General features: G+C 42.0%; 20 protein-coding genes. 6 read left to right on the forward strand and 14 right to left on the reverse strand.

The window, feature by feature from the left end:
- Window position 1 precedes the first annotated feature (1 nt).
- The 4 genes from M1D81_RS17845 to M1D81_RS17860 are packed head-to-tail and all read right to left on the reverse strand — an operon-like array spanning window position 2 to window position 4,263.
- Window positions 2-877: a GNAT family N-acetyltransferase gene (locus M1D81_RS17845; protein ID WP_268479413.1), complete on the reverse strand. Its 876-nt coding sequence runs from the start codon at window positions 875-877 to the stop codon at window positions 2-4.
- Window positions 874-2,052: a DegT/DnrJ/EryC1/StrS family aminotransferase gene (locus M1D81_RS17850; RefSeq protein ID WP_456266160.1), complete on the reverse strand. Its 1,179-nt coding sequence runs from the start codon at window positions 2,050-2,052 to the stop codon at window positions 874-876. The genes M1D81_RS17845 and M1D81_RS17850 overlap by 4 nt, the downstream gene beginning before the upstream one ends.
- A gap of 21 nt (window positions 2,053-2,073) precedes the next feature.
- Entirely contained in the window at window positions 2,074-3,486 is a 1,413-nt protein-coding gene (locus tag M1D81_RS17855; protein WP_456266159.1) for a capsular polysaccharide export protein, LipB/KpsS family, read from the reverse strand.
- A gap of 6 nt (window positions 3,487-3,492) precedes the next feature.
- Window positions 3,493-4,263: a glycosyltransferase family 2 protein gene (locus M1D81_RS17860; RefSeq protein ID WP_456267087.1), complete on the reverse strand. Its 771-nt coding sequence runs from the start codon at window positions 4,261-4,263 to the stop codon at window positions 3,493-3,495.
- Window positions 4,264-4,447: 184 nt separating this feature from the next.
- Between M1D81_RS17860 and M1D81_RS17865 the strand changes: the two genes are divergently transcribed.
- The 3 genes from M1D81_RS17865 (at window position 4,448) to M1D81_RS17875 (ending at window position 6,584) form a co-directional block, all read left to right on the forward strand.
- Window positions 4,448-5,113: a YIP1 family protein gene (locus tag M1D81_RS17865; RefSeq protein WP_456267086.1), complete on the forward strand. Its 666-nt coding sequence runs from the start codon at window positions 4,448-4,450 to the stop codon at window positions 5,111-5,113.
- Between the two features lie 193 nt (window positions 5,114-5,306).
- A complete protein-coding gene (gerQ, locus tag M1D81_RS17870; RefSeq protein WP_024426405.1) occupies window positions 5,307-5,837 on the forward strand; it encodes a spore coat protein GerQ in 531 nt (176 codons plus the stop codon).
- Between the two features lie 129 nt (window positions 5,838-5,966).
- Window positions 5,967-6,584, forward strand: a complete 618-nt coding sequence (locus M1D81_RS17875; protein ID WP_456266158.1) for a cupin domain-containing protein — start codon at window positions 5,967-5,969, stop codon at window positions 6,582-6,584.
- Window positions 6,585-6,625: 41 nt separating this feature from the next.
- Here M1D81_RS17875 and M1D81_RS17880 read toward each other — a convergent pair whose 3' ends face one another.
- The 3 genes from M1D81_RS17880 to M1D81_RS17890 all read right to left on the reverse strand — a co-directional run bounded on the left by M1D81_RS17880 (window position 6,626) and on the right by M1D81_RS17890 (window position 8,741).
- Complete coding sequence (locus tag M1D81_RS17880) at window positions 6,626-6,997, reverse strand: DUF423 domain-containing protein (RefSeq protein ID WP_025093833.1); 372 nt, start codon at window positions 6,995-6,997, stop codon at window positions 6,626-6,628.
- A gap of 70 nt (window positions 6,998-7,067) precedes the next feature.
- Window positions 7,068-8,375, reverse strand: coding sequence for a purine/pyrimidine permease (locus tag M1D81_RS17885; protein ID WP_456266157.1), 1,308 nt, complete (start codon window positions 8,373-8,375; stop codon window positions 7,068-7,070).
- 33 nt (window positions 8,376-8,408) lie between these two features.
- Window positions 8,409-8,741 carry a YwdI family protein gene (locus M1D81_RS17890; RefSeq protein WP_456266156.1) on the reverse strand — a complete coding sequence of 111 codons (333 nt, stop codon included), beginning with the start codon at window positions 8,739-8,741 and terminating at the stop codon, window positions 8,409-8,411.
- A gap of 170 nt (window positions 8,742-8,911) precedes the next feature.
- Between M1D81_RS17890 and M1D81_RS17895 the strand changes: the two genes are divergently transcribed.
- Window positions 8,912-10,270 carry an aldehyde dehydrogenase gene (locus M1D81_RS17895; RefSeq protein ID WP_456266155.1) on the forward strand — a complete coding sequence of 453 codons (1,359 nt, stop codon included), beginning with the start codon at window positions 8,912-8,914 and terminating at the stop codon, window positions 10,268-10,270.
- A gap of 33 nt (window positions 10,271-10,303) precedes the next feature.
- Here the strand turns inward: M1D81_RS17895 and M1D81_RS17900 are convergent, their stop codons facing one another.
- Together M1D81_RS17900 and M1D81_RS17905 are read right to left on the reverse strand one after the other, a co-directional pair.
- Window positions 10,304-10,984 carry a uracil-DNA glycosylase gene (locus tag M1D81_RS17900; RefSeq protein ID WP_456266154.1) on the reverse strand — a complete coding sequence of 227 codons (681 nt, stop codon included), beginning with the start codon at window positions 10,982-10,984 and terminating at the stop codon, window positions 10,304-10,306.
- Window positions 10,981-11,808 carry a glycosyltransferase family 2 protein gene (locus M1D81_RS17905; RefSeq protein ID WP_024423819.1) on the reverse strand — a complete coding sequence of 276 codons (828 nt, stop codon included), beginning with the start codon at window positions 11,806-11,808 and terminating at the stop codon, window positions 10,981-10,983. Before M1D81_RS17905 ends, M1D81_RS17900 begins: the two co-directional genes overlap by 4 nt.
- Window positions 11,809-11,936: 128 nt before the next feature.
- Between M1D81_RS17905 and M1D81_RS17910 the strand changes: the two genes are divergently transcribed.
- A complete protein-coding gene (locus M1D81_RS17910) occupies window positions 11,937-12,251 on the forward strand; it encodes a general stress protein (RefSeq protein WP_024426410.1) in 315 nt (104 codons plus the stop codon).
- 125 nt (window positions 12,252-12,376) lie between these two features.
- Entirely contained in the window at window positions 12,377-13,186 is an 810-nt protein-coding gene (locus tag M1D81_RS17915) for a bifunctional hydroxymethylpyrimidine kinase/phosphomethylpyrimidine kinase (RefSeq protein ID WP_456266153.1), read from the forward strand.
- Between the two features lie 47 nt (window positions 13,187-13,233).
- Here the strand turns inward: M1D81_RS17915 and M1D81_RS17920 are convergent, their stop codons facing one another.
- The 5 genes from M1D81_RS17920 to M1D81_RS17940 all read right to left on the reverse strand — a co-directional run bounded on the left by M1D81_RS17920 (window position 13,234) and on the right by M1D81_RS17940 (window position 17,721).
- Entirely contained in the window at window positions 13,234-14,307 is a 1,074-nt protein-coding gene (locus tag M1D81_RS17920) for a chitobiase/beta-hexosaminidase C-terminal domain-containing protein (protein ID WP_456266152.1), read from the reverse strand.
- A gap of 155 nt (window positions 14,308-14,462) precedes the next feature.
- Window positions 14,463-14,717 carry a hypothetical protein gene (locus tag M1D81_RS17925; protein ID WP_024423823.1) on the reverse strand — a complete coding sequence of 85 codons (255 nt, stop codon included), beginning with the start codon at window positions 14,715-14,717 and terminating at the stop codon, window positions 14,463-14,465.
- A 363-nt stretch (window positions 14,718-15,080) separates the two neighbouring features.
- Window positions 15,081-15,281 (reverse strand): response regulator aspartate phosphatase, encoded by a 201-nt coding sequence (locus M1D81_RS17930; RefSeq protein ID WP_456266151.1) that lies wholly within the window; start codon window positions 15,279-15,281, stop codon window positions 15,081-15,083.
- 439 nt (window positions 15,282-15,720) lie between these two features.
- A complete protein-coding gene (locus M1D81_RS17935; protein WP_456266150.1) occupies window positions 15,721-16,839 on the reverse strand; it encodes a hypothetical protein in 1,119 nt (372 codons plus the stop codon).
- A gap of 204 nt (window positions 16,840-17,043) precedes the next feature.
- On the reverse strand, window positions 17,044-17,721 hold the full coding sequence (locus M1D81_RS17940) for a septation ring formation regulator EzrA (protein WP_456266149.1): 678 nt from the start codon (window positions 17,719-17,721) through the stop codon (window positions 17,044-17,046).
- Window positions 17,722-17,917: the final 196 nt, after the last annotated feature.

Genomic DNA, 17,917 nt, shown 5'->3' on the forward strand with positions numbered 1-17,917 from the left:
CTTACCTCTCTCCTTTTTTCGGCCACACATGATAATACAAGAAGGCATTTTTTGTTCTAAAGCCCAGCTTTTCGTACAGCTGAATCGCGGTTGTGTTATGCATCTGAGTTCCGGCAGACATAAACCGATGCCCTCTCTCATAAGAGGCTTTTATTATCGCCATCACGAGCTTTTTTCCGATCCCTTTCCCTTGTGCATCCGGTCTAATGGACAATAAATCAAGCACTAGTTCATCGCCCTTTGTCACCCCTTGAATCAAACCAATGACTTCATCGTTTACCTTTGCCGCGAGATTGATATCTGCACGTCCGAGTAAATTGTTTCTCATCCATTCCTGAAAGAAATGCTGGACGACATTCTGATCTAAAAAAGGATCAAGTGCGTACCGGCTTTTCCCAAACGCCTGATGAGCAAGTGAGACCGCCTCATCGTAATCTTTTTCATCCGGCAGACTAATAACCACATCTTCACCTGCTGATGGAAGCTCCATTTGAACAGGCGGGGCCTCAAGACGAGTGAGACCGCCCACATAGTACACATGTGACAGTCTTTGAACGATACGGTTTTTTACAAGATCAGACGCTTCAAGACGTAAAAAGAAAAAATCGCATTTTTCAGTTCTCATCCAATTGATGAAACGCTCCATCAATTCTTGAAAAGAAGACGCTGACTCCGCTTCCACAAACTTCACATGAAAAATATGCTGATCAAAAATGCCGCTTTCCCATTTTGACCATTCATATAACAGGACTGCTTTGAGCTGGGCGCCATTAACAAGAGCAAACTGCTTGAAGCCGTTCATTTGTTCCGCTTGTTGACCGTATTTCTCCAGCCAAGCAGCGAGCACCTGATCATCTACAGCATGAACGACCTTCATGATGATGCCCTCTGTTCTTTTAAAATAGACAACACCGCTGTGATAACATCCTGCACATCTTCATCTGTCATACTTGGATAGAGCGGCAGTGAGAGCGTCTGCTTGTAGTATGCGAGTGACTCAGGGAAATCCTCTGGTGAATAGTGATATGTTTCTTGATAGTATGGATGCAAGTGAACAGGGATAAAGTGAACACTCGTGCCGATTTTATATTCCTTTTGCAGCTGATCAATCAGTTCATCCCGCGTGATGAATGCTTCTTTTGGATTCACTTGCAGTACATACAAATGCCATGCATGTCTTCCTTCTTGATGCACAGGCGGCACGATCAAACCCGCTTCTTTTTGAAAAGCCTGATTGTATGCTTTTGCAATCTGTTCTCTCCGTGCCTGCATGTCATCTAGTCGGCTTAGCTGAACAAGCCCTAACGATGCCTGCACGTCAAACATGTTCATTTTATAGCCTGGTTCCTCGACCTCGTAATACCACGTTCCTTTTTCTCCATAACGATTCCACGCTCCCTTGCTCATCCCATGGAGCGCTAGTCTTCTAATCCGAGCAGCAAGCGCATCATCATTTGTTGTCAGCATGCCGCCTTCACCAGTCGCTAGGTTTTTCGTTGCATAAAAGCTAAAAGCGGTCGCATCACCAATGGAACCAACGGGCTGACCGTGGTACGTTGTGTAAAGAGCGTGGGCAGCATCTTCAAGTACAAATAGATCATACTTTTTGGCAATCGCTAAAATTCGGTCCATCTCGCACGATTGACCGGCAAAGTGAACAGGAACAATCGCTTTTGTATGTGGTGTAATGGCCGCTTCTATTTTCTCTGCATCCAGGTTGAGTGTCGCTGGATCAATATCGACAAATACAGGCGCTGCCCCCGTATGGATAATCGTATTGGCTGTTGCGCAGAATGTCAGAGGGGTTGTAATCACCTCATCCCCAGCCCCAATCCCTCTTGCCTTTAAGGCTAAAAATAAAGCAGCCGTACATGAATTGACAGCGATCGCATGTTTTGCACCGGTCAGCTGCTGAAATTCTTCTTCAAACTGTCTTACTTTTGGTCCAGTTGACAGCCAGCCGGACTTTAATGTTCCAATGACTTCATCAATTTCCTCCTGCTCAATGAAAGGCAGAGCATAAGGAAGAAATTGTGCTCTCTTTTTTTCCATATCGCTTGCACACCCCTATCTTCATCTCTGAAAATCCACACCAGTTTTTGTTTTGAGCAGAGAAAGCAGAACATCGATAGATCGCGCATGCGGATAATGTTGTTTAATGAACTGAGCTCCTTGCTGCTTTGCTAGTTTCATCTCTTGTTCATCCGACAAAATACGAATGGCTTTCTCAGCTAGTTCAACAGGGTTTTCCATATGATAGCTGCCAAGCGACTCGTAGTATGGGTATCTTCTGCCTTCTGTCATTTTCCCGATCAGCACACTCTTTTCAAAAAGCATTGCTTCAAGACCAACTGTGGATGTGAGCGTAATCACGATATCCACATATGGCAGCAGGTCATACAGGTCAATTTCTTTTTTAATCAATTTCACATGTTTTCCCACTCGTTCAATAGACACATACTCATTTAATCGATTTCGAGCAATTTCCCAAGGATGCGGCTTCATGATCAGCTGAATGTCTTTCCGTTTGGCAATCGTTTTAAGAACATCGCCATAGAAGGCTTCAGAAAATGGCTGCGTTGCCACAAGCACTGTCTTTTTAGCAGGACTGAAGTTCAATTTACGAAAAATGAGATCCTGTTGAAGCGGCGTTCGCTCCTTCACCAAATCAAACCTCGGATGACCTGTGATTTCCACTTGTTCCGGCTGACAGCCTTTGTCTACATACCAGTCGTTTTCATACTTTCCAAACACCCCATGGCAAGTCGTGAAAATCGGTAAAAAGGCTTCGTCTCCCATAAGCGCGCCGTGCTGAAGACAGATGCTCGTAAGCTGGCGTTTCACTGTTTGCAAAGCGAGTACGCGGCTGTAGACATCCTCTGTCGTTCCAACAATGACAGCTGCAATCGGCTGTATTTGAAATAGCATTTCTATCTGGTCAATGACATCAATAAATTGCACAATGTCCTTCCGCAGTTTTTCTCTAAAAAAGACATTGCCAAAGACAGGGTGGTGAGCGTAAGGTTTAAGGAGAGCATTTGCTTTTTCAATATATTCAGCGTGGGCTTCTTTATTAACCTCTCCGGCTAATTCCGGCTTACTGATCACAGGTAATCCGAAATAATCCGCCTTCTTCCAGCGAGCGAGCACCACCGTTTGGTTTGGATGGAACCGCGTGTAATTTTGTTCAGTAAAACGCAGGTGTTCAAAGTGCAGCAATACCTTTCCATTTGCCGGACGATAAGCGATACGCTTGATCTGCTGCTTATGCTGATCAAAAAATGGCTGAATCTCTTCCGGTAATGGACAAGCGGTTGTCAGTTCTTGACCGAATGCCTCATCTTCCATGCGTTCCCTCACTTCAGGACTGATATATTGATAAAAATTACTGATCAAGCCAAGAGGAATTTGCTTGTAGGACAAATCCTTCATCAGATTCACATACTCAAAGTACACCTGCCAATAATGATGAATATAGTGCGACACTTCAGGTCACCTCCCATGTCTTTGTTTTAATATACTGCGAAGCTCCCAGCAGGTGGACTGCTCGGGAAGTGCTTGAATAAAGGCACTTTTCTCTTCTTCTGCCAGCTGATAATGAATCGACTGTTCTGTGATGTAATTTGTATCTAATATTTCATCAAAGGGATAGAACGGATAAAAATGATTTAACCGGAAAAAGAAACGGGCATCCCCTATTCGATAAAAATGCGGACTCTCGTCCCAGCAGGACCCAAATTCAGCATGAATTTTTGATAAAATGGATGCACGATGCACGACCGAGCAATGATCTACGGCGCAGGGGGCATTCCATTGCACTGTTTGCGCCGGCCGAATCGTTTCCTTCACTGGCTCTTTTTTGCTATTTAAATAGATCACTTTAGAACTAGAATAGACAATATCTTTACCTGGATGGGCATCTAGATAATGAGTGAGCTTCTCTAAACGGTCCGGGGCGTAGACATTGTCATCTGTGGCATAGGAAATATACTCGCCCTTTGCCAGTTCTAATGCTTGATTAATCAGCACGGCGTAGCGGGTTTTCGCTGTTCTCTCTTCCAGCGTTTTCATACCGCTTTGGATGAAATGAACGCGGGGATCTTTGCGAAACGGTTCAATAGCAGCAAGGGTTTTTTCGTTTGATCCATCATCCATGATATAAAGTTCAAAGTCTGACAGCGTCTGCTGCAGGACCGCTTCAATCGATCTGCCGACGTAAGCCGCCTTGTTGTAGCTCGTCATAATGACAGTTACTTTTGTCAAAGTTTTCACCTCGGTCTCTTTCAAACTATGTTCATCATATGTGTCTCCTCTTAAAGAGACTGTAGAGTGACCTATTTTTGATAAAATTGTATTTTTTTATTGATCTATCTTTGAAAAACGCGAACATTTTGGTAATATAAGTAATCATTTGTGTGTATTAAAGGGGTAAAGAACATTGGAAGCTATGAAGAATGATCACTCCCAAGAAGAAGAAGTAAAAGGATTTTTTCGATTTTTTAAAATTTTCGTCGCGACAAAAACGATTATTCGCTCATATCGACATTCCAATATTCCCATTTGGCTGATGATGCTCCTTGCAAGTATCGCCGGTACGGGCTGGGTCTACGAAGGGTATTTTAGCGAGTATATGGGCAATCATATTCCATTCCCTTTTATTCTGTTACAAGGAGCGGGATATGGTATTTTGGCAGGCAATATGATTCTATTTTTCGGTGTCCTCATCATCAAGTGGTTAGGGCGACTCTTTTTCGGCTGTCAAACGGCGTATCGAGATATACTCAAAGCCTGCACACTGACGGTCATTTTCCCTTCTGCTTTATTTTCACTTACTTGGATTTCCACTGTTGGGATGCTTGGTCCGTATACGTTTGTTAAAATCTCACCATATTTAGATCAGCATTATGAAGTATGGTATTATCTCGATCTTTTGACTCTTACGGATGTATATGCAAAGACGTGGATATTGGGAATGGCTGTTTTAGGCATTGTCGCTGTGATGAAGCTCAGATTATGGCAAGCCTTCATCATTGTGATCACACCGCCCGCTGCGTTTTTTCTCATCATGACACTTTTATTTGGTATTCAGCACGCTATAAACTGGATCCTGTAAAAAAGACGAGTACCGATAGAATACGAGGGATTGTCTTCACGCTGAGGAATTGCATAGCAGTTCCTTTTTTTCGTTCAATGTACATATTCTCTCCTCCTGTCTCATAGTGTGAAAGAGAGAAAGAATGCTATGGAAACAACAGGTGCTTTAGCGCCTTCTGTTTAGAACACCATGAGGAAAGAGGAGGAACGTTATGAAATTGAAAAATCAATTTGGGCAAGGTTCGGGTTTCGAAGGTCAAGATTTCCGCCAGCAACAATATGGAGCAAATCCGTATCCTGCGCAGCAGATGGGTTATTCAGTCCCTCCCCAAACGCAGGGTCAAATGCAGCAGGGGTTTTCACCAATGCCGTCTACCGGCACTTCACAAGGAGGTCAAGGAACGCAGGGCGGCGGTCAGCCCTATCAAATTCCTTCTGGACCGGTTTATCAGCAGAATGTCACAGGGCAGCTGCCTATTGAGCAGTCCTATATTGAAAATATTTTACGATTGAACCGCGGCAAGGTAGCCACGATTTATATGACGTTTGAGGCGAGTAAGGAATGGAATTCGAAGATTTTTAGAGGCGTCATAGAAGCTGCAGGGCGTGACCATATTATCATTAGTGATAATAAAACAGGAACACGATACTTACTATTAACGATCTATCTTGATTACATTACGTTTGATGGAGAAATTCAATATGATTATCCTTATTCGATGTCAACATATTCTCCGAGATAACGTCAATTATGGCAAAAGCAAGGCTCAGGTGCCCTTGCTTTTTTCTTTTATCTAGGTTTTTGTCACACCTCTGGTGCGCTGCTCATAAGATGCCTAGTAGTTTTTATCAAAAGCCTAGAGGTGACATCAATGACTGTTGAGCTGGATTATACATCACCAAATGTCAAATTTTCATATGATCTGAATCAAAGCCCCCTTGTGAAATTCGATCAGCATAACCTGATTAATGTGTTAGGAAAAAAACAATTAAACTCGTTGGATCAAGTGTCCCTGCTGGATATATATTTAAGTAAAAGCAAAGTCGTAGAGCCTCATTATCATCAAAATGCCGCAGAGCTTGTTTATTGTATAGCCGGTTCTGCTGCCGTATCGATGCTGAATCCATTTACAAAAAAACTGCACACCTACACCATCACACCTGGACAGGTGGCAAACGTGCCTCAAGGCTGGTGGCACTATGAAGTCGCTCTCCAAGACAGAACTCATTTGTTGGCCATTTTTAACGCATCTACACCTGAAGTGATCCTAGGCTCAGACCTTCTCACCCTCACCCCTTCTCACATCATGGCCCATACTTATTGCATGAACGAAACACAGTGGAAGCAGGCGATAAAGCCTGTGAAACCAAGTGTGTTTATCGGACCATTTTGCCACCGGGAAGAAGAGTCTCAAACACATCCTATCCCCCCATCTCACTACGTCCCATATTATCAAACACCGCCCAACTATACCCCTTACTGGAGTTAAGAAAAAAACCGATGCCCCTATGAGAGCATTGGTTTATTGGCTTATAAATTTTTTGCTGCTGCAATGACAAGCATGATCCAAGAGGCGATAAATGCTACTCCGCCAATAGGGGTAATGGCACCTAGAATCTTCACCTGTGTCAATGCCAGCACATAAAGGCTTCCAGAGAAGAAAAGGATGCCTGCAAGCATCACCCAGCCAGCGGCAGGAACCAAGGAGACACCTGAGAGCTTATCTGCAAGAAAAGCGACAACAAATAAGCCAATGGCATGGAACATTTGATATTGAACACCTTTATTCCATATTTCTATATATTTTTCAGGGATTTTCCCTTCTAGACCGTGCGCACCGAAGGCTCCAAGTCCAACAGCAAGCATGGCATTAATGGCACCTAAAATGAAAAATAGTTTCATTCGTCATTCTCCTTATCTCGTCAATTATGTTTATCATAGCGCGGGTGAAGGGCGACATTCAACTTTCCCTTTACGTTGACACGAGATTGTCAGATTTCTTTTTCTTTCGTAACAAGACTTGGTCGACCACAATCGCAATAAGTGTGCCTAGAACAAGACCGTTGCTTAGTAATGAAATGAGCACAGGATGCATCCCTTTCAAGGCCCCCTGAGGCACAAACATCGTCCCTACGCCTGCTAAAACAGCAATCCCTAGGACAAAGCGAATGCGCGGAATTTCTTCTTTCTCATATTGATCAAACTCCGACATCGCAATTCCAATCATGGATGAGAAGACCACAAAGTTTACAGCAAGCCCCACAGGTGATGGCAATGCAGAGAAAAAGCTCATGAGCAGCGGAAACAAACTAATGAGAACAACAAGCAGACTTCCTATGAAAAAAGGCTTTCTCGAAGGAATTTTGGTTGTCTGGATAAATCCTGCTGCCCCCGAAATAGGTACAGGCGCAATCGCACCGATCAGCCCGCTTAGTAAATGACCAAATGCTGCAACAAAACCGGCAGGACGTGCTCTTTTCCGCTCACGCAGTTCACCAAATGCCTTCACTGAGCTTTCCACAATTCGAATACTTGCCAGCATGTTCACAATGAGTAAAATCGTTATAAAAAAGGACGTGACAAGCAATCCACTGTCAAAGACCGGCATACCGAATGGAAACAGCTTCGGAAACTCGATGATTTGTTCTGGAATTCGAACCGGCTTCGCCAATCCGAGTAGAGCGAATAACAGCCATCCGCCTGCAAGTGCGAATAACACAGAAAACTGCCTTAAATAATGCCATTTTGAGCGGCTGATCATGAATGTGAGGATAATAATCAAGATCGATAAGCAAAAGACAAGCCCGTCTACTTGATTTCCCCGATAGCCGATGCCCATCAGTCCTTTCATGATTGGCTGACTTAACTGCACAACAAGCAGCAGCAGGTAAATGCCTGTGACGACTGGCGTAAATAAAGACGCGAGCCAATTGATGATTTTAAATAGACTAAAAATAAAAAAGAAAACAGCACTAAAAATTAAAGCCCCTTGTAATGCTTGCAGGGTTTCAGAATACGTCGCAAAGATTGTTCCTGTCATGCCGGCATAAAGGGTATACACCCCCCACCAAAGCCCTGCTGGACTTTCATTGATCGGCAGCATATGGCCGCATAAACACTGCACCATCGCCACAAGACCAAGTGAAAAGAAAGTACTTTGAATCAGCTCCGCCGATTGCACTTGATTCAATTCAAATGCTTGTGCAATCGCAATTGGTACGGCAATAGAAGCTGCGATAAAAAATGCCATCCACTGAATGGCGCCCAAAAATAGTTTCAAATCAATCACCTTCCCTTTGTCGTGACAAGACCTTTAAAAATCAAAAATAGAGTCGCCGTTCCCGTCCTTCTCTTTTTGCCCCTCATCATTTTGCTGAAATTTCTTCACACCACTTGTGCCCATGAGTTTCTCCAGCATGGCTTGATCTGTAGACACAGATGGTGCTGATGGTGTATGTATCGAGGGAGGTGGTGAAATGACCGGCGACTGCGGCCTTTGCACCTGTGATGGTGCGTCAAGAATGACATCACATAATGAAGAGATGGCCGCCACTTGACGTTTCACCTCTTCATCATTTTCACTTTGTTTTGCTTTTTGAACCGCTTCCTCCATTTTTTGAAGCAGACTTGATATATGAATATTCAAGGGTAGACCCTCCAATCTAAAAAAATCTCTTTTCAACATTATTTTACCAAATGAACAAACCAAATGGGTTCATTTTTTCAAAGCAGTGCGCTCACGACTCTCTTATTTGACCCGTCATCTTCATTCACACATAATAAAAGAAACAACATCGTCTATGAAAGGATTGAATAATGGACAAGCTCACTGCTCTATTTCAGAAACAAAAAGTCTTTCAGAAGCCGGCGGTTCAAGAACGCATCCGCATTCTTCAAGACTTAAAAGCAGCAATCAAACAGCATGAAAAGGATATTTTACAGGCCTTAGCCCATGATTTACATAAATCCGAACAGGAAGCCTATACAACAGAGATTGGGATGGTGTATGAAGAAATCAATCATACCATCAAGCACCTTCACAAATGGGCGAAGCCAGCTCGCGTGAAAACACCGCTGACGCATATCGGATCAAAAAGCATGATCATCAAGGAACCTTATGGAAGTGTGCTCATCATGGCTCCTTGGAACTATCCTTTCCAATTGGCCCTTTCTCCATTAGTCGGCGCGATTTCTGCGGGAAATGCCGTGATTTTAAAGCCGTCTGAGCTGACGCCGGCAGTCTCACAAGTGATCAGCACTATCATCAAACGTGTATTTCAAGAAGACCATGCGGCTGTCGTAGAGGGCGGCGTTGATGTCAGTACAGAGCTGCTGAAACTGCCCTTTGATTATATCTTCTTTACTGGAAGTGTGGCAGTTGGCAAAGTCGTCATGGAAGCCGCCGCAAAGCATTTGACCCCTGTCACACTTGAGCTTGGCGGAAAAAGTCCCTGCATTGTCATGCCTGATGCCGACATCAAGCTGGCAGCGAAGCGGATCACCTTTGGAAAATTCACTAATGCAGGGCAAACCTGCATTGCACCAGACTATTTGCTCGTTCATGAATCCATCAAAGAGGAACTTTTGCGAGAAATGACAGCCTGTATCCGTGACTTTTATGGTGAACATCCCGAAACGCATCCGCACTTTGGAAAAAATGTCAGTCAGCGCCACTTTGACAGACTTACACAATTTCTCTCAAATGGAACGATCGTCACAGGTGGACAGCGCAATGAACAGGAGCTCAAAATCGCTCCGACCATTTTAGACCACATCACATGGGAAGATCCCGTCATGCAGGAGGAAATTTTCGGACCGATTCTGCCTGTCATGACCTTTGATTCTCTGCATGAGGCTGTTCATATGATCAAAGAAAGGCCAAAGCCGCTTGCGCTTTACTTATTTACAACAAATAAAGAAACAGAAACCTATATTCTAGACAACCTCTCATTTGGCGGAGGATGTATCAATGACACGCTTATGCATGTCGCTACACCTTACCTGCCATTCGGAGGCGTCGGCGAAAGCGGCATGGGGCGATATCACGGGAAGGACAGCTTCTTTACGTTTACGCATGAAAAAAGCGTCCTGCGGCAAACCAATCGCTTCGATTTTTCCTTCCGTTATCCAAATGCGAAAAACGGACTCGACTTGGTTCGTAAATTTTTAAAATAAACAGGACGAAGGGTCTCTCCCCTCGTCCTATTTTCATTCAATATCCTTGATACACCAATTGATTTCTTCAATCCCCATTTGCTTTAAATACGCGTTTACCTTTGAAAACGGCCGGCTGCCAAAAAAGCCGTTTCTTGCAGAAAAAGGACTTGGATGAGGTGACTCAATGATGAAATGCTTGTTTTGATCAATGCGTTCTTTCTTGTTTTGAGCATGTCTTCCCCATAACACAAAAACGACGGGCTGTTCACGCTGATTCAGCACATCAATCACGCGGTCTGTCACACGTTCCCAGCCCTTGCCTTTATGAGAATTTGCCTCGCCCTTTCTCACAGTCAGCACAGTGTTTAAAAGCAGCACACCCTGCTCTGCCCAGCTGACAAGTGAGCCGTGGTTTGGAACAGGACAGCCAAGATCATCCTGTAGCTCCTGAAAAATATTTCTCAAAGATGGCGGATGTTTGACGCCCGGCTGAACAGAAAAGCTTAATCCATGTGCCTGCCCTGGGCCATGATAAGGGTCTTGTCCTAAAATCACCACTTTGACCTTTTCATATGACGTCAAATGAAGAGCACGATACACGTCATCTGGTTTTGGAAAAACGATCTGCGTGCGATATTCTTCCTTCATCCATTCACGTAATTCCTGATAATACGGCTGTTCAAATTCACTTTTCATCACAGCCCACCAGCTATCATTTAAAAATGGCTTCATTGTGGTTTTCCTCCTTCTACTTGCTGCGCTAGTCTGGAGATCATTGGTTTTCCATCCCACACAATCTCACTCTCTGATTCTCTTTTTTTCATCGCTGGTTCTTCTAATAATATAGCAAAGTTCGCTGTCGGCAGATCGCCCAGTTCATGCTTTTCACTTAAATCATCTAAGTAGTTTTTCCTTGTTTCACCAAGATCACTGGACTGATTTCCACCGCCGTCAAAAAACGCATAGATCACGCTCGCAGCTGGCACCCGTTTCACTCGGGCATGCTGTGATACCCGCAAAAAGAAGTCCCAGTCCCAATAATGATGCATCGCTGGATCAAAATAGCCAATCTCATCGTGTATACAGCGTTTGTACATACTGCCGGAAGGAACATATGTAGAAAAGACGCGCATATCCTCAATATCCGCTGTATAAGCAAACAAACGTCTCGACAGCGGGAAACGGGTCGCACCTTTTTCTTCAAATGATACAATTTCTGCATCAGAAAAGACAAAATCGGCATCTTCCAGCGCCTTGCTCATGCGTTCGATATGACAAGGTGTGAAGTAATCATCGTCGTCACTCAGCATGATGACGTCGCCTGTCAGCTCCCGCACCCCCACATTTCTGGCATTCACATGCTGGACATTCTCATCTAAATGAATCAAGCGGATCGGAAGCTCAGGGTAAAGTTCCTGAATGATGTCAACTCGCTCTCCTGCATCATTGACGACAACAATTTCAAAAGGCTGTACGGTTTGTCTTGTAATGGATTCAAGCAGCTCACACAGTGCGCTGAGCCGGTTATGTGTCACAATTAATAAGGAAATCTTCATATGCAGCTTACTCCTTTAATAGATTCGTCTTTTTCCATTAAAACATAAATTGGCTTACTTCTCATGATATAAAAGGCGGTTTGATTTGATGGGAAAATGGGAATTTTTGATGAAAAGGAGTGATGATGATGGAATATATCACGGTGGAGAATAGTAAAGAAGCAAAACAGACCATTGACCACATTCATTCATCGGGATCATCAAAGGACGCTGTTTTTGTTTTTGCCTACGACCCAGAACGCTCTGATACCGTAACAGAGTATACAGACGCCAAAAGCATGACTGCGGTTGATCAAGGGATTTTGGATCAAGTCGCCAATGTCATTCGCACCCGGGATGATGAACTGATGGCCAAAATGATGTCAACTGGCGCCGATCAAGAGTTAGCCTTAACCCTTTTAGACGAACTGAAAAAAGGGAAATTGGTGATTTGTAAAAGGTAAGAAAGAGAGGCGTTCCAAAGAGAGGAACGCTTTTTTATGCCGTTTCATTGTGATAAACAGAAAAGCTGATTATAATAAAGGATAGAACAATAACTGCTACACATCACATTGGAGGTTCAGCAACTATGTCTATGAATAAAGCACTCACCATCGCAGGTTCGGATTCAAGCGGCGGTGCAGGTATCCAAGCAGATTTAAAAACGTTTCAAGAAAAAAACGTCTACGGGATGACAGCTTTAACCGTTGTCGTTGCAATGGACCCTCATAATCATTGGGATCATCAGGTGTTTCCAGTTGATACGGCGACGATTCGCGCGCAGCTCTCTACCATTGTAGAAGGCATTGGGGTAGATGCACTGAAAACGGGTATGCTCCCAACCGTCGACGTGATCGAACTTGCAGCTGACACCATCAAAACATACGGCCTAAAAAATGTCGTCATAGATCCTGTCATGGTTTGTAAGGGTGCGAATGAAGTCCTTTACCCAGAGCACGCGGAAGCATTGCGCGAAAAGCTCACGCCACTGGCAACCGTTATCACACCTAACCTTTTCGAAGCAGGTCAATTAAGCGGAATCGGTGAGATCAAAACGATCGAACAAATGGAAGAAGCAGCAAAACGCATTCACGAACTTGGTGCAAAGTATGTGGTTATCACTGGAGGCGGTAAGCTAAGTGAAGACAAAGCCATCGATTTGCTTTATGATGGACAAACCTTCGAACGCCTTGAAACAGACAAAATTGACACAGAATACACACACGGCGCAGGCTGCACATTCTCAGCAGCAGTCACAGCTGAACTAGCGAATGGATCAGACGTGAAAGAAGCCATTTATGCAGCAAAAGAATTCATCACGGCCGCCATTAAAGGCTCTTTCCAGCTAAACGAATACATCGGACCAACAAAGCATTCTGCTCATCGTTTTGACAAATAAAACAGAAAAAACCGATTCGCCTTGTTTGGAGGTGAATCGGTTTTTGTTTATCGAAAGCTTCGTCTCTGTGCAAACAGCCAATCTGTTAAGCCTGGCGTCTCATAAGCAGGCGTCCATGATGCATGGTCATATCCATACTTGCTGGCATACTCCGTATAAAGCGGCTGGCCGCCAGCTTTTTGAATAGCTTGAATTGTATTTCTTGCATAGCTGATAGGAATAATGGAATCATCTTCTGCATGAAATGCCCATATTGGCTTGTGTGCTAAAATTCCTGCCTTGCTTGGATCTGCACCACCCGCAATAGGAATCATCGCTGCAAACAAACGAGGATATGCGATGTTCAACTGGTACGTGCCAAATCCACCTTGTGATAAACCCGTCGCATAAATTCTTTTCTGATCAATCTGATAAGAAGTTAACACATGCTGAAGGACATCATAAGCTTTGTGTAAATCTGGTGAAAATTGAAACACGTTCGTCAGGTCGATTTCATTTTGCACATTTCTTGTTAAAGCAAAGCCTCCATCGACAGCATTTCGCGCCTGAGGTGCAAGTACGTACGAAGGATGTTTCTTTTGGACTTCAGGAGAAGCCCATAAAACTGCACCGTCATTCGCAAGTAACTGCTTTTGATTGTCTCTTCCCCTCTCCCCGCCTCCATGTAAGAATAGGACGAGAGGATAGGCTTTACCCTTCTTATGGTTTTTTGGAATATACAGCCGATAAGGCATTCCTTGGTATTCAAAAGATAAAAAAGATGATGCAATGTCCTCTCGTGTGACAAAGCGATAATTGTACGTAGAGGTGGAAAGGCGGCGGTTTTTCTTGTAAGCGCTTACTTTTAAAATCGTATCACTTTCGATATGAATGGGCTTTTTGTATAACTGACTTTGAGTTGTCGGCTGGCTGCCATCTGTTGTGTAATAAAGAGAAGCTTTTTGAACGTGAGAATGCAGAGCTACCTCTTGTGAACGATAATATTGACCAGACGGGACTGAAGCAGTTGATGCAGCATACGACGTATGATTTCGGGCAGAAGAAACGGAAGGAAAAAGAAAACTCATAGAAAATAGGGCAATGATAAAGGTGATCAAGCATTTCTTGGTTGTATGGTTCATATCGTTCCTCCTGTACATGCTCAGATGAATTTTTTATTTATTATTGATCATGACAATATAAATGTCAACGCTTTCATTTGAATTTCTGAATCATCTTATCGAAATAAAAAAGCGTACCCGTATCCGAGTACACTCTTTTATCACTGCATGAATGCCTATTTTTGCTGATCGGATTCTTTCGCCATTTTTCGAATAAAGGCTTCAATGGACTCAACAAATAAAGCATATTCTTTCATTTGTTTATACGTATCTGACAGCTTCTCTTTCACTTCTTCCTGCTCTAAAGAAGGTTCACCGAGAATAGATTGAACTTGAATGAGCAATTCTTTATATTCTTCACGTTTATCTTCAACATGATCTGCCATTGTCTCCAAGCGTTTTCTAGTCGTCGGCTGCTGTTTTGAATTCAAGTAAACAACCCCTTTTTTTGTCCTACCGCATTTGGATAAACGTCAGCCTCAGCTGTATATATTTTAAAATGATACCATAATTCCACCTGTTATCATATATGTAAAACGTCATCAAACCGCTTTAGGCCAACCTTGTATATACATGCTATAGGCTCTAAGATTTAGGCTGATCTCACTAGAAAAAAGCAGATCATTGATCTGCTTCAGATTGTAGAGAAAGCCATGTTTTTCTAAAATTTTTTGCGTAAGTATGATGAAGTGCTTTAATGAAAAAAAGCCTCCCTTACACCGAACATTTTTTCACAAGCAACATTTATTTTTTGCAAAAAAAGAACGACGGTTCCGATTGAGTTTATCCTCTTTCTATTCCTGAACCATCATTTTGTACCTGGCATCAATCAAGCTAAAGTATATTAAGACATTTTGGTCTTCTTCCATATTTTTGCGGGCTATTACAATCTCTTTTCTTTTACTTTCTGCATTTAGTATGTCCTGTTTTTTTATAAAGCCGTACCAATCACCGATCATCTTAGCAACAAGTGGGCTTGCTACTTTTTCTGCCAAACAAACCTCCCCCTATCATTTTCCCTTTATTTTCATTATTACAGGTTGTATAGTAAATTTTTAGAAAATATGTAAAGAATAATTAATATAAATGTTAAAATAAATAAAGCTCATGTTCGTGAACACAAGCTTTGACTGGTTACTATGCTCTTTTATAGCGATAATACACGTCTCGAATAATTTTTGTAATTACAGTGGTACACATGCATAAAAAAGTCACAACCCCTACCCAATACATATTTGACATGTCAAAACCAGTATAGGCAAATATGAAAATGGTTGATGTGATAAATGTGATAATCAGAACCACATGAACCTTCTTAAAGATTAAATAGCCAATAATCCCCCAAGCCAAGTATAGTAATGGCAATGTGAATAACACAAGCCTCATGGGTTCGAGAAGATAATATAAGTTAATTTACTCCACGCTCCTCGTCAGTTATTTTACAACTTCCAAGCTCGTCATTTCCCAGTCTCTATCAGATTTTAGAGATATCTCTTTAGAGTCTTTGCTTTCAATATTATATTCAATAATTCTGCCAATAACTCCATCCTTATCTCTATCAAACATTCTTACCAATGCATAAATCTTGCCGTCTAAAATCTTGACCTCTTCTAAACGTTCGTCATCTGATTTAAAATTAAGTGGAATTTTTTCAGAAGATATCTCTTTGAGGTCTTTGTTGAATGTCTTGACTTCTCCTTCATAGGAAACTATCGTGACTCCATCCTTGTCTACATTAGTCTTGTAGATGGTGAAGCCTTCATCCATGACAATCTTTCTTTTCGTATCGAGAGTTTTCTTGTCGAGTATAACCAACATAGAATTTTTCTTACTATCAACGTCATCGTTTACGGCAACCAACAACTCTTTATTGTTTAATGACTTCAAAGATTCATTGTTGTCAGGGAAGAAGACCGAATCCATGTCTATCTCTTTTCGTTTTTCTTTATGATTTTTTGGGTCTATGGAAGATACTATGACACTATCGTTATTATTATTAATAACGGCATATATTTTCCCATCTTCAAACACTGCCGAAGTCAACGACCCTTCAAGTTCAACCTGTTTCTTATCGTCGTCATCCTCTTTCCAGTAGACTAATTCTCCTACTAAGCCATCCTCTGTAAAGCCAACGTTAATGTCGTGTAAAACATAACCATTAGAGTAGTTAATAAAGAATGCACCCTCGTCATCTGTAGACTTTGAAAGTGATTTTGTATTCAAAGGCTCTACTTTCCCAGTCTTCTTATTTAGAGATACATGATAATTAGACCTATTAGATGAAAAGTACATATTATTATCGCTCTGAGTAGATGAGGTAAATCCCACACAGTCTTTCATTGTAATACTCGACAATTTCTTTCCTTCATTGTTATAGTTGACCACCTCGCATCCTCTATCCATTACCTGCGAATAAATGATAGCAAATTTACTGTCTTTCATATTGCTCAATTCTCTCTTAGGTGAGTCAACAGCAGCCTCCTCTTTCTTTGAGCATGCTGTACATATTAATGCAATGGCGCAAGCTGAAATAAGTAGTTTTAAGTATTTCATTCAATCATCTCCTTTCAATTTTAAACAAGTAAAGCAATCGAGGGAGTCCCCCGACTGCTTATTGACTTACTTTTTATGATAAAAGACCTTCGTGTTGTTAGAGTTGACTAATTCCATTGGCGACACAACCGAATCAATTTTTATATTGTCAATGTCGTGCCCTTGATTCTTCCAAGCTCTCCAAGCCAATTGAGAACAATAGAATTACTTTGTAGTTTTCTTGTCAAAGAAGTTCAAATTGTATGGCTTCTTTTGATTAGCTTGTTTTTCGGCATACTTAGCCGCATTTACATATTTGGTATTATTATACTTCTTCACCCACAGCCCATATACCTTCTTTCTATTTCCCCAAGAATTATTATAGAATCTAACTCCATGCTGTTTTTTTGGACTCCAATTCTTATGCCAAGACTCTATGGTATTTGTCTTCGTTCTCGAAACAATCGCCGCATGTCCGAAACCAATTGCAGAACTGCCTGAATTTAATTCATAACTAACCAACACATCTCCCTTAGTTCCTAATGCCTTGGACTTTGCATTAACATTCATTTTATCTTTCTCTTCATTGTACTTAGGTAGATACTCGTCGATCACTCCATCTTTAATGTATTGATCGATATCTTTCTGCGACTCTTCGAATATAGCTTCTGCTTTTGCTTCCGTAGATACAGAGTCATATTCCTTTTTGCTCATCTCGTAAAGCTCATTAATCTGTTCAGAGGTCATACCCTCTGCTTTCATTTCTTCTATTTCTTGCTTGGCTCTTTCAGTGTTCATAGAAGGGTATACATCTGTCGCTTGCGCATTTCCCTCCAATCCAAACCCAGTGAATAACACGGATGCTGACAACAAGGATGTGACAATAACATTACGTTTTTTCATATTATTACCTCCAGTTCCTTTTTTAATGTGGTCCACATTCACCATAGCAATAGTAAATATGGATCATGTAAACATTTATAGAATATTAAGGATATTTTAATATATGATGAATTGACATCTGAAATTTGAGTAAATTTTTAAATTAAAAAGAGACTACTCGTAATAGTCTCTCTTTCATATAGGTACATCTTCTTTA

It is taken from the genome of Bacillus sp. JZ105 (assembly GCF_053903125.1).